At 53.8% G+C, this 11,469-nt stretch carries 15 protein-coding genes and 1 pseudogene; 11 read left to right on the forward strand and 5 right to left on the reverse strand.

Annotated features, from left to right (window positions below; genetic code table 11):
- The first annotated feature begins 2 nt into the window (after positions 1 to 2).
- The 8 genes and pseudogenes from JRI95_03420 to JRI95_03455 all read left to right on the forward strand — a co-directional run bounded on the left by JRI95_03420 (position 3) and on the right by JRI95_03455 (position 5,295).
- Positions 3 to 584, forward strand: a complete 582-nt coding sequence (locus JRI95_03420; GenBank protein ID MBW2060596.1) for a MotA/TolQ/ExbB proton channel family protein — start codon at positions 3 to 5, stop codon at positions 582 to 584.
- Positions 574 to 978: a biopolymer transporter ExbD gene (locus JRI95_03425; protein MBW2060597.1), complete on the forward strand. Its 405-nt coding sequence runs from the start codon at positions 574 to 576 to the stop codon at positions 976 to 978. Before JRI95_03420 ends, JRI95_03425 begins: the two co-directional genes overlap by 11 nt.
- A complete protein-coding gene (locus JRI95_03430; protein ID MBW2060598.1) occupies positions 975 to 1,784 on the forward strand; it encodes an energy transducer TonB in 810 nt (269 codons plus the stop codon). Before JRI95_03425 ends, JRI95_03430 begins: the two co-directional genes overlap by 4 nt.
- Positions 1,785 to 1,848: 64 nt before the next feature.
- Positions 1,849 to 2,769, forward strand: a complete 921-nt coding sequence (locus JRI95_03435) for an ABC transporter substrate-binding protein (protein ID MBW2060599.1) — start codon at positions 1,849 to 1,851, stop codon at positions 2,767 to 2,769.
- Positions 2,766 to 3,554 carry an ABC transporter ATP-binding protein gene (locus JRI95_03440; GenBank protein ID MBW2060600.1) on the forward strand — a complete coding sequence of 263 codons (789 nt, stop codon included), beginning with the start codon at positions 2,766 to 2,768 and terminating at the stop codon, positions 3,552 to 3,554. The genes JRI95_03435 and JRI95_03440 overlap by 4 nt, the downstream gene beginning before the upstream one ends.
- A gap of 86 nt (positions 3,555 to 3,640) precedes the next feature.
- Positions 3,641 to 4,561 (forward strand): iron ABC transporter permease, encoded by a 921-nt coding sequence (locus JRI95_03445; protein MBW2060601.1) that lies wholly within the window; start codon positions 3,641 to 3,643, stop codon positions 4,559 to 4,561.
- A 15-nt stretch (positions 4,562 to 4,576) separates the two neighbouring features.
- Positions 4,577 to 4,927: pseudogene (locus JRI95_03450) on the forward strand (hypothetical protein).
- Between the two features lie 158 nt (positions 4,928 to 5,085).
- Complete coding sequence (locus JRI95_03455; GenBank protein MBW2060602.1) at positions 5,086 to 5,295, forward strand: hypothetical protein; 210 nt, start codon at positions 5,086 to 5,088, stop codon at positions 5,293 to 5,295.
- Here the strand turns inward: JRI95_03455 and JRI95_03460 are convergent.
- The 5 genes from JRI95_03460 to JRI95_03480 form a co-directional block, all read right to left on the reverse strand.
- On the reverse strand, positions 5,292 to 5,804 hold the full coding sequence (locus JRI95_03460) for a C40 family peptidase (GenBank protein MBW2060603.1): 513 nt from the start codon (positions 5,802 to 5,804) through the stop codon (positions 5,292 to 5,294). The two genes, JRI95_03455 and JRI95_03460, sit on opposite strands and share 4 nt — an antisense overlap.
- A gap of 185 nt (positions 5,805 to 5,989) precedes the next feature.
- Positions 5,990 to 6,358 (reverse strand): 6-carboxytetrahydropterin synthase QueD, encoded by a 369-nt coding sequence (queD, locus tag JRI95_03465; GenBank protein ID MBW2060604.1) that lies wholly within the window; start codon positions 6,356 to 6,358, stop codon positions 5,990 to 5,992.
- A complete protein-coding gene (locus JRI95_03470; GenBank protein ID MBW2060605.1) occupies positions 6,351 to 6,578 on the reverse strand; it encodes a hypothetical protein in 228 nt (75 codons plus the stop codon). Before JRI95_03470 ends, queD begins: the two co-directional genes overlap by 8 nt.
- Before the next feature lie 39 nt (positions 6,579 to 6,617).
- Positions 6,618 to 6,875 carry a zinc ribbon domain-containing protein gene (locus tag JRI95_03475; protein ID MBW2060606.1) on the reverse strand — a complete coding sequence of 86 codons (258 nt, stop codon included), beginning with the start codon at positions 6,873 to 6,875 and terminating at the stop codon, positions 6,618 to 6,620.
- A gap of 124 nt (positions 6,876 to 6,999) precedes the next feature.
- Positions 7,000 to 8,478: a CoA-binding protein gene (locus tag JRI95_03480; protein ID MBW2060607.1), complete on the reverse strand. Its 1,479-nt coding sequence runs from the start codon at positions 8,476 to 8,478 to the stop codon at positions 7,000 to 7,002.
- A gap of 230 nt (positions 8,479 to 8,708) precedes the next feature.
- Between JRI95_03480 and JRI95_03485 the strand changes: the two genes are divergently transcribed.
- The 3 genes from JRI95_03485 to lsrF all read left to right on the forward strand — a co-directional run.
- Positions 8,709 to 9,638: an amidohydrolase gene (locus JRI95_03485; GenBank protein ID MBW2060608.1), complete on the forward strand. Its 930-nt coding sequence runs from the start codon at positions 8,709 to 8,711 to the stop codon at positions 9,636 to 9,638.
- A gap of 45 nt (positions 9,639 to 9,683) precedes the next feature.
- Entirely contained in the window at positions 9,684 to 10,715 is a 1,032-nt protein-coding gene (locus tag JRI95_03490) for a zinc-dependent dehydrogenase (GenBank protein ID MBW2060609.1), read from the forward strand.
- Positions 10,716 to 10,763: 48 nt separating this feature from the next.
- The coding region (gene lsrF, locus JRI95_03495; GenBank protein MBW2060610.1) for a 3-hydroxy-5-phosphonooxypentane-2,4-dione thiolase at positions 10,764 to 11,469 on the forward strand (706 nt) is incomplete at its 3' end.

Genomic DNA, 11,469 nt, shown 5'->3' on the forward strand with positions numbered 1-11,469 from the left:
TCATGTGGCCCCTCCTCCTCTGTTCCTTGATCTCTCTGACCATCACTATTGAGAGAGTAATTTTCTGGTGGAAAGGGAGAAATCATCGGGATGAGAACCTGGTTAAAACCCTCTTTCGCCAGACCGAACAGGGGGAGTTTGAGGCCGCCCTTTCTAGCGGCCAGGAAACGCTTGACCTGACGGCCCTGGTTCTTCTGGCCGGGCTTGCCCAGCGGCAGTTCGGGCTCAGGCAAAACATGGAAGTCGAGGCAGAGGATCAAATCAGAGTCATGAAACGAGGTTTGAGCACCCTGGACACCATTATCACCATGGCCCCTTTACTGGGAATCCTGGGCACAGTGCTGGGGATTATCGAATCCTTTGAATTTTTAAGTCTCAGTGGCGTTCAAGACCCGAAGGCCGTCATGGGCGGGATTGCCCAGGCCTTGATTACAACCGCGGCCGGACTGACCGTGGCGCTTCTGACCTTGATCCCTTACAACTACTTCATGGCCAGGACAGAGAAAGCGATCAAAGATTTCGAAAAACTTGGCACCAGATTCGAGATGGCTTTTCAGAAGGGGCTTCAGAAAAATGCGGCTTAGCAACGGACACGAAAATAAAAAAGCCCGCATCGAAATGCTTCCGCTCATTGACATCGTTTTTCTGCTCCTGGTCTTCTTCATCTTTGCCATGCTTTCCATGACCGTCCACCGTGGACTTCGGGTGGAGCTGCCAGAGGCTTCGACAGCGCAAATGGACGAACGGAGGCATGTGGACATCACCATCACCAAGGACAACGAGGTGCTGGTGGGGGAGGTTCGCGTCTCCCTGGACGGCCTGATCAATGAGGTCCTCCGGCATGGAGGCCGGAACGCCCCCATTTTCATCAACGGAGATCGCCGGGCCGATCTGGGCCTGGCTATCCAGATTCTGGACCGCCTCAGAAGAGCTGGCAGACACGACGTGACTTTCCAGACCAGGGAAGAGACAAAATGAAACGGTCGGACTTTATCCTCCCCTTGTTTCTTTCGGCTGCTGTTCACCTGGTGGTTTTTGTGTCAGGCCCCACGTCCAATTCCGCCCGCGTTCCGCCCGAAAAAGAGGTGTCATCTATCTCCCTGAAAATCGTCTCACCTGTGGCAAAACCGACTCCAAAAACAGCTCTCTCCTTTGATGCGCTTCCTAACCTGGGGCCACAGCTTCCGCCTCTAAAAGTTCGCCAGCCGGCCCGGGAAGAGACAAACCGCAAACCAAAGGCACCCCAAAAGAAGGTCGTAAAGCAGGCTCCGCTGAAATTAGCTCAGGAGAGGCCCCTGGTCAAAAGTCCGATCACAAACCGGCATAACCCTGGAGCCGATAATTCAGCCTCTGAAAAAATACCTGTGGAAACATCGCCTGAGATCGAGGTTCAATCATCCGCGCCAGCGGCCAGAATGCCGCCCCTCGAAAAAGCTCCCCTGACTGTCTTGCGTCTTGGGACGCCGGGGAATTTTAAAAACGAATCCAAAGAAAGCGAGGCGCGTATTCTGGCGAAAATCGTGGGCCTGGTTAAACCAAAATATCCCCGTTACTGCCGGAGGCACGATCAGGAAGGAACCGTGGTGCTGGCCGTGAAGCTCGACTCCCTCGGGTGCCAGAGAAGTATCGTGGTCGTGAGTTCCAGCGGGTACTCGCGCCTCGATAAAGCGGCCATCCAGGCGCTCGAAAAGGCCAGTTTTACCCCGGCCAGGATCGGCGGCCAGGCAGTACCGACCACGAAACGCATTGCCTTTAGGTTCAGGCTCAAGGATGCCGAAAAATAAGCCTTATACAGAAATATCTGCTCAAGGCATAATCTCAAGGAATAAATGAGAAAGAAGCAGCTTAATGCGAAGGTCCAGTATCCTGACAGTGATCATCGTTCTGGTCTTAATCGGGAGTTATTTGGGGCAAAAGTATTTTCCCGAGTTCCGCGTCATTACCACCGCTCCTGACACTGACCGTGAATATAACCGCATTGTCTCGCTGGCGCCCAGTATCACGGAGATGCTTTTCGTGCTGAGTCTGGGGGACAGGGTCGTTGGTGTTACACGTTTTTGCAAGTATCCGCCTGAGGCTTTAAGTATTGCAAAGATGGGAGGGTTTTACGACCCTAACTATGAGGCCGTTATCGCCTCCAAACCGGACCTGGTCATCCTTTCGGTTGAGCATCAAAACCCCAGGAGACACCTGACCAGCCTCGGACTGAACGTACTGGTGGTCAATTACAGCACCCTTTCCGGGATACTGGATTCCTTGAGTCTCATTGGCCGGGCCTGCGGGGTTCAGGAGAAGGCAAAGGCGGAGATTGCGACCCTTAAAAAGAGGATGGACCTTATTAGTAATAAGACCGAAGGCTTGCCTCGTCTGAGCGTTCTGGTTTCCATATCCCGAAGCATGGGGTCGGATACCTTGACAGAGATCTACATCGCCGGCCGGGATGAATTTTACGATGAAATGATTACTCTTGCCGGTGGCAGGAATGCTTATGGCGGCAAGATAAAGTATCCCACGGTTTCAGGCGAAGGCATTATCAGCCTTAACCCGGAGGTGATTATTGACCTGGCGCCCGAGACCGGTGAGCAGGATTTGAAAGAGGCAGTGATTCTGAAGGAGTGGCAGCGTTTTTCAAACGTGGATGCAGTGAAAAACGGCCGCGTTCATGTGTTCCGGCAGGGTTTTATGGTTATACCCGGCCCCAGGTTTATCCTCACCCTTGAGGCGCTGGCCAGGGCCTTACATCCTGAAGTGAAATGGGACGAGGGATGAAAAAGACCGCCATTGAGATGAGGGATTACTCTTTCCGCATCGGAAGGCAGGAGATCCTGAAAGGCGTCTCTCTTACCGTTTATAAAGGGGAATACCTTTCTGTGGTCGGACCTAACGGTGCAGGCAAAACCACTCTCCTCAAGTGCTTAAACAGAATATACACCGGCGGAAAAGGAAGCGTCGCTGTCAATGATCGCCCTCTGCGTCACTACTCCCAAAGAGAACTGGCGAAAATAATGAGTTATGTGCCTCAGGCCGATGGAGGCCTCCTCCCCTTTACCGTTCGTGAGTTTGTCATGATGGGCCGGTATCCTTACCTGAGTCCTTTTTCGACTGTCAAGCCGGAAGATGAAAGAGCTGTCAGGCGCGCTCTTGAATTGACCGGGATCGAAGCGTATGCCGAACGCGTCCTCAACTCCTTAAGCGGCGGGGAACGCCAAAAGGTCTTCATCGCCGCGGCCTTGGCTCAGGAGGCCGGGATTCTCCTCCTTGATGAGCCGGTTACTTTTCTGGATCCCCGGCATCAGATTGATGTCCACCAGATCTTAAAAAGAGTCAATCAGGAATCCGACTTTACAATCATTACGGTGACCCATGACATCAACAACGCCCTTTTTTGGAGCGAGCGGATTGTGGTCTTGAAAGATGGTAAAGTCGCGTTTGACGGTCCAGCCGAAAAGATTATCGAACACAATCTCCTTGAAGATGTTTATGGTATCGCTTTCCATCTGGTGAAAAATCCTGGCTCGGACAAGCCGATCGTCATGCCGGAGGTGTCGGAGTGAAGAAGCGCCAAAGGCGCAAGAAGCTGTTTCTGCTTGTCTTTTTATTATTTGCCATTGTAGTTCTGGCTGTTGCGCCGTTTATCGGTATGACGCATGTTTCCCTTGGAGTCATTTTCAATCCAGGCTCTTCCAGCTTGGAGTCGGGAATCTTCTGGGGGATCAGGGTCCCGCGCATCTTGGTTTCTTTTCTGGCCGGCGCCGCCCTGGCTGTGAGCGGCATGGCCTTCCAGGCCATGTTTCGCAATCCTCTGGCCACCCCCTTTACTCTGGGTGTATCCAGCGGGGCCTCTTTGGGCGCGGCCATTTATGTTCACTCCGGGGTCGCCTTTGCTATTCTGGGTATCTCCGGGGTTTCCTGTTCCGCCTTTTTGGGTTCGATCCTGGCTATCCTTCTAGTCTACGGACTCACACAATTCAGGAAGGGTTTTTCAACCGCCACCATGCTCCTGGCCGGTGTGGCCGTCAATTTTTTCTGCTCCAGCGTCATGCTTTTTATTCAGTACATGAGCGACCTTATCCACTCATTCCGGATTCTCAGGTGGCTCATGGGCGGGCTGGAAGTCGCGGCGTTTGATTCCGTCTTTAACATGCTTCCCTTTGTCGTGATCGGTAGCGTTATCGTTCTTTTCCTGACTCAGGAATTGAACTTGATGACTGTAGGAGAGGATATCGCTGTCAGTCGCGGCGTTGATGTCAAGAAAATAAAGCCGATTCTGTTTATCGCCACCTCCCTCATGATCGGCGGTGTGGTGGCGGTGTGCGGTCCCATTGCCTTTATAGGAATGATGGTCCCGCACATCTGTCGCTTGATCATGGGGCCGGAGCATGTCTATTTGATGCCAGCCACCTTTCTGTTTGGCGGGGCCTTTCTAACCATATGCGATACCGTTTCGCGCACTCTGATCGCCCCGGCTGAAATCCCGGTTGGGGTTATTACCTCCCTTCTCGGCGCGCCGTTTTTTATGTGGCTGCTCCTGGGCCGGGCCTCCAGGGCGAGCATCTGGTAAAGTAGTCAAGGCGGTCAGGAAGGGCTCCGCTTCAGCAAGGTCGTCAGCTATGGAAACGCCAGCGATCTGCAATGTCATGACTTTCTGAACTACCTTGCTCAGGATGAAAAGACTGAGATCATTGGCTCGTACATAGAGGGCCTGAAAGACGGAAGGGAGTTTTTTGATTTCGCCAGAGATATAACCCGGAGAAAGCCTTTTGTGGTCTGGAAAGGCGGCCAGACAGAGGGCGGGGCCCTGCGCGAGGAAGCGCAGGAAAAATTTCGCGATGCTGATGTAGCCACCTTTCCAACCTTCTCCCTGGCTGCCCGCGTGCTTTTTAACCTGAACCAGTATTATGATTATCTGAGCACCCACGGCTACTGAAATCCTTGCCGCTCCGCTCCTAAGGGTTCGCCCTGATTGTTCAGATGAACCCGCCGGGCGAACGTCAAACATCCAGATAGAATAGCCCATGATTTAAAGTATTTAGGTATATTGGCCGATAAGAGTTTAGAAGACAAGAAAGGTTATCATGTAAAGATATGTCTCTCTTTTCCGATACCGCAGTGATGAACGACTCCGTCATGCCTCTGGTTGGCGAGATCACGCCCAATCCCCGGCCCAAAGACCGCAACCGGCCAGGGGATTGGACTCGCCAGAAAAAAGAGGAAAAGGAAAAGAGTCAGGCTGAGAAAGAGACCGGCGATCTTCCCCGGAAACAATCGGGCGAGGATATTGATCGTTACGTTTAATGCTTCAGGACAATCCTACGAGCGGTATAGTACTTAGCCTTGTAATAACCCCGATCCAGCCTTTGCACCTCGACCGTTCTGCCCGTCTTGGGCGCATGAACGAACCGCCCCTGCCCTAAAAAGATACCGCTATGCAGCGAGCCCTTCCAGTCGGTTTTGAAGAAGACCAGGTCTCCAGGGCTCAGGTCCCTGCGTGAAACCCAGCGCCCAGCCTTGATCATGTCCTTTGTTTTGCGAGGCAGCCTGTAGCCGAACTGCCCGTAAACATAATAAATCAGGCCGCTGCAGTCAAAGCCGTTAGGGGACTGACCGCCGTAGCGATAAGGTGTTCCCACATACTGCAGTGCCCTTTGGGCGATTTTTTGGCCTAAACGAGTATCCGGTCTGGCCGGTGTTGCGCGCGGCAAAGAGACGCAGGCGGTGATCAGACAGGCGGTCAGGCCAAAACTTAAAGCCAAAATCACGTATCTGGAAATGCCTTTTTGTGTGAAACCAGAGGTCAAAGGCATGAATACCTTTCAGCAAAGGTTGACCGGACGATTCAAGTTCTATTTTATACCATAAATCAAAGGAGTTAGCAAGGGTGCTTCGGATTTGCCTAGGAAAGGGAACATAATTTCGGCTGCCTGAATGTGGTGGCCTACTTTGCGGATGATTCCGCCATTGTCAGGTTAGTGAACCGCGCCAGCAGGACTTAAGGGATATAGGTGGCGCAGGAGGTTTCTGATTCCCAGGCCGAGACCCTGGCGAGTTTGACCGGTCCGTGGTTGATTTTAGGAGCCAGGCCTTGATAGATGAAACGGGCGATGTTTTCGGAGGAGGGGTTGTTGATCTGGAAAAATTTGAGGTCATTCAGGTACTTATGGTCCAGCTCAGCCAGGACCTCGGTCGTATGCTTTTTAATCTCGCCAAAATCCATGACCAGTTCCGCTTGATCCAGTTTGGAGGCAGTAACGTAGATCTCGACCTTCCAGTTATGGCCATGCAGGGACTCACACTTCCCATGAAAGTTCCTCAGGCTATGCGCTGCCGAAAACTGGCTGATAACCTTCAGTTCATACATCTCTTTCCGCGGTTTCAAGTTTTTTGAGGCGGTTGTTCATCTTGGCAAGAATTCTTTTAAGGTCGCTTTCGAGACCGGCTAGGTCCTGGTGATGGCGCTTCAGGACTTTTTCCAGATCCGCCTGCCAATATTCGACACACTCACGCTCTTTTTCGGCCAGTTCTTGCCTGACCTTGGCCTGCATCTGTCTGATGAATTTCTGATCCACGCTTGAAGACACGATTGGGCCTTTTAGGTGACTTTGCTTCTTTGAACCGGTTTATTCTTTAAAATTGTGTGGTCGGCCGCACTCGGTACAGACGCCATGTTCGTTGATAATGCCGATGCAGTTTTCATCACTGCACAGGATGCGGCTGTCAAGGTCATAGGGATCATCACCTGCTTTCACTGCGGACGGTTCCTTTAGAGCTTTCCCGCAGTAACAGCAAAAGCGAGCGTCAGGCAGGTTTTCGCCATGACAGGACGAACAGGTCCTGCTTTCCATCTCATTTCCACAGGCCGTGCATTTAAGCATCATTTTTCTCCTTGATACGCCCTGGGCAGAACTATTATCGCTAAATTTATGCGCCTGTCAACAAGTCGCGGGGAAAAAACCTAGACCAGGGGAGAGCTTTCTGCAAAAAGTTACCTTAAAAATGCGATCAATGGCCGCGGGCTCTACTCTTTAGATACTGGTTATAACGAGCCATGCGAGCCAGAACCCGCGCCGGCCGACGTGACGAAGGATAGATGACCACATTTTCCCGGCGCAAGGCCAGGACGGCCTCGTTCTGGTCGCGATCCGCCCCCACGATGAACTCTGAAGAAAGCAGGACCGGCTTCTGATGCTGCGCAATAATGTCAAGGATGAAATTCATGCCTCTGGTATCGGAATAGAGGGCCCCCTTCACGTATTCGGAGATGTTCTGTTCCTGCGTATCGGGAACGGTGCCAAAAACACCGGCTTGAGCGTTGGCATAGCCGAACCCGAGGACGATCAGGCCGTCAATGACCTCGGTTTTAGCCAGGGTTTCAATGGCCTTGAAAAAGGCCCCGCGGCTCATCCCGGCCACCATATCAACCGGGTTCTGCCTGTTCCACCAGGGAGGCAGCCTCTTGTCAAGGGCCTCAAGCGCTTCTTCTGGAAGCTCCACCACATCCAGCCCGGCTTCGATGCAGGCGTCAGCGGTCAGCACGCCCCAGCCGCCGCCGTTGGCTACGATACCGACGCGGTTTCCTTCCGGGAGAGGCTGGGAAATAACGGCCACCGCCGTATCAAACATGTCTTCCACGTCGTTGACCCGAATGATCCCGCACTGCTGGCACATCCCCTCAAAGACAGCGTCTGAACCGGCAATGGCGCCGGTGTGAGATTTCGCGGCCCGGACCCCGGTTGCGGTCTGGCCTCCCTTGATGAGGATAAGCGGCTTGACGCTAGTGAGCCTGCGGGCGACGTCCATAAAGCGCTTCCCGTCTGAGACGCTCTCAAGATAGGCGATGACCACCTTGGTCTGTTCGTCGGTAATAAAGTATTCCAGGAAATCTTCAGTCTTCAAAAGGGCCTGGTTTCCCACGCTGACGCATCGGCTGATGCCGATGTCCTGCTTCCAGCAGATGTGCTGGATGGACCCGGCTATGTTTCCGCTCTGGGAGACCAGGGCGATGTTTCCGGGTGGAGGAAAATTTGGCTGCATCATGCAGTAAAGCTTCATGGGATAGGGGCTGGAAATTCCGGCGCAATTCGGACCGACCATGGCTATTTGCGTCGCCCGGGCCGCGGCCGCGACTTCCTCTTCCAGAATTCGGCCGACCGAACCCAATTCTTGAAAGCCGGCCGTGATAACGACGATGGCCGGGACACCGATTTCCCCGCATTGAGCAATGGCTTCGGCCACCTTTTCCGGTGGTAAAAGAATAAAGGCCAGGTCCACCGGTCCGGGAATCTCCTTCAAACTCCTGTAAAGCTTGTGCCCCAGCAGGTTTCCTCCGGCCGGATTAATCGGGTAGACGGCCCCCTTGTACTGGCCTTGAGTCAGGTGCAGTGTGAAGGTAAACCCCCATTTGCCAATGGTCCTGGATGCGCCAATGATGGCCACAGACTTGGGATTAAAGAGAATATCTATTTTTTCATGAAGGTCCATAATTATGCCTCAAGGGAAGATGACGAATCAAACCTTATTAAAAATTACAGGGTCTTTCAAGTTAATTTTGATGTTGTTGTTGAATCCGGGAGACACTTCTCTGACAGCTTCCGGTTATACCGGCTAGACCCCTTTCCAATCCTTGACACTTATTATGGAAAAGGATATGACAAATAATCAAATAACGGCGCGACTTTGTTTCATCCACTCTTGATTGAAAGGAGAATCCAATGATCATTGATGTTCATTATCATTTTATGCCCAGGGTCAATGAACAGGGCGTGGCGCACACCGTCAAACACGCCCTGCGGGCGGCCGAAATGATGGGGATAAAGGTAGACCCAGACGAACTCAGTAAAAAGGCGGTAGAAACCTGGGGCGACCCGGACGGTGAACGCCTCCTGGCCCTCATGGACGAGGCCGGTATTGACCTGACGCTGATCTGCATGGTGGATAATATGAACAACCCGCTGCTGACGCCGGAAATGATGCAGCGAGGCAACAAAAGAATCGGGGAGGTCGCTCAGAGATACCCCGAGCGGGTCATGGCCCTGGCCGGGGTGGACCCGAGACGGCCTGAAGCGGCGGACCTAATGAAGCAATGTTTTGAGGAGTTCGGCGTCAAAGGGCTCAAGTACCATCCAGACCACGGCTATGACCCCAGCGGCCCCGATTCTTACAAGGTGCTTGAAATAGTGGCCCAGAACAACGGTATCCTCCTTACGCACACCGGGCCGCTCATGCCGCCCTCGCGGTGCAAGTTTGCCGACCCTTCATTGCTGGCCGATCTGGGGGTTGACTTCCCAGGCGTCAAGATCATCGCGGCCCATATGGGCGCCGTGGAGTGGCGTTCATGGGCCAACCTGGCCGCTCACCAGCCGAACCTTTACGGCGACATGGCCATGTGGGATTCCTATGCCTTTGGGAACTACAAGCTCTTCTGCCGTGAGCTCAGAGATATCCTTGATTACGCCGGGGCCAACAAGGTGCTCTTTGGCACGGATAACCCCATCTTCAACACGGTCAAGCCGACAAAGGACTATATTCAGCTTATCAAAGACCTGCCAAACAGCGCTCCGGCGGGGATCGAGTTTACCAAAGAGGAGGTAAATGCGATTCTCGGCGGCAATGCCGCCTCCATGCTGGGACTTAAGGCATAATAATGTCTCCGTTATCCGGCCCTGGAGGCAGTGAGGATTTTTTCCATGCGTGCAGCAGTATATTACAGCAATAAGGATATCCGGCTCGAAGAACGGCCGACTCCTTCGATCGGGCCGGGTGAACTACTGGTAAAAATTAATGCCAGCGGTATCTGCGGCACAGATGTCATGGAATGGTACCGCATCCACAAGGTGCCGCTGGTCCTGGGCCATGAAATCGCCGGGGAGGTGGTGGAAGTCGGCCAGGGCGTCGAATCGTTCAGGGTGGGCGACCGTGTGATCGCGACCCACCATGTGCCGTGCTTTACCTGTCACCACTGCCTTAGCGGTCATGAAACCGTGTGCGATACCCTGCTCTCGGGCACTCATTTCGACCCGGGTGGATTTTGTGAGTACGTGCGTCTTCCGGCGATTAATGTTGACCGGGGGACATGGAAGATACCGGCCGGGATGAGCGATGACGAAGCGACCTTTGCCGAGCCGCTGGCCTGCGTGCTGCGCGGCATTCGTAAGGCAGGATTGAAACCGGCGCAAAGCGTACTGGTGCTGGGCAGCGGCATTTCCGGCCTGCTTCACGTCAGCCTCGCTAAGGCCCTGGGAGCAGGTCGGATAGTAGCCACCGATATAAGCGCCTATCGGCTCGATGCCGCCAGCCGGTTCGGCGCAGACCATGTCCTGAGGGCCGACCAGGACGTACCCGCGCATTTTCGTGAAATCAACCGCGGCCTGGGCGCCGACGTGGTTATCGTGAGCACCGGCGCGGTTAGTGCCATGAGGCAGTCCATGCAGGCCGTGGAGCGCGGCGGCCTCATCCTGTTTTTTGCACCCACCATGGAAGGAGTAACTATACCGCTTTCGATCAACGACCTGTTCTGGCGCAAGGATGTCACCTTGACCACGAGTTACGCGGGCAGCCCGGCTGACTGCGCTGAGGCTCTTGAGCTTATTCGAGCCAAGCGTATTAACGTTCAGGATATGATAACCCATCACTTCGGGCTGGCCGACATTGTCAAGGGATTTCAACTGGTCGAAAAGGGTGATAAATCATTCAAGATCATTATCAGGCCCCAGGAATAAACGTTAAGAGATTAAAGTCTGAAAAACAAAAATAAGGAGGAAAACACAATGCCCGAAGCAGATAAGGAAGGGAAAGATTACTTTCCGGACATCCCCATGGAAAGCCGGGGCTTCTTCTTGAAGGGTGCGAATTCGCTCGATTGGGGGATGAAAAACCGCCTGGCGCGCATATTCAATCCCGATTCGGGTCGGACGGTGATGCTGGCCGTGGACCATGGCTACTTCCAGGGCCCGACCACGGGCCTCGAACGCATTGACGTGCAAATCGTGCCTCTGGCGCCTTACGCCGACACGCTCATGCTGACGCGAGGCATTTTACGCACGACCATTCCGCCGTCTTTCACCGGAGGCATTGTTCTTCGAGCCAGCGGCGGTCCGAGTATTCTGAAGGAGCTTTCCAACGAGCAGCTCGCGGTGGACATAGAAGACGCCATACGCCTGAACGTCTCCGCCCTGGCCGTGCAGGTCTTCATCGGTGGGGAGTTTGAAACGCAATCCGTGCACAACATGACCCGGCTGGTTGATATGGGAAACCGCTACGGTATCCCCATCCTCGCGGTCACAGCCGTGGGCAAGGACATGGCGCGGGACGTCAGGTACTTCCGGCTGGCCTGCCGCATCTGCGCCGAGCTTGGCGCGCATTACGTCAAGACATACTACATCCCCGACGGTTTTAACACGGTCGTGGCCTCATGCCCCGTTCCTCTGGTCATGGCGGGCGGAAAAAAAATCCCGGAACTCGACGCCCTCACCA

It is taken from the genome of Deltaproteobacteria bacterium (assembly GCA_019308995.1).
In the GTDB taxonomy this organism is placed as follows: Bacteria; Desulfobacterota; Desulfarculia; order Adiutricales; family JAFDHD01; genus JAFDHD01.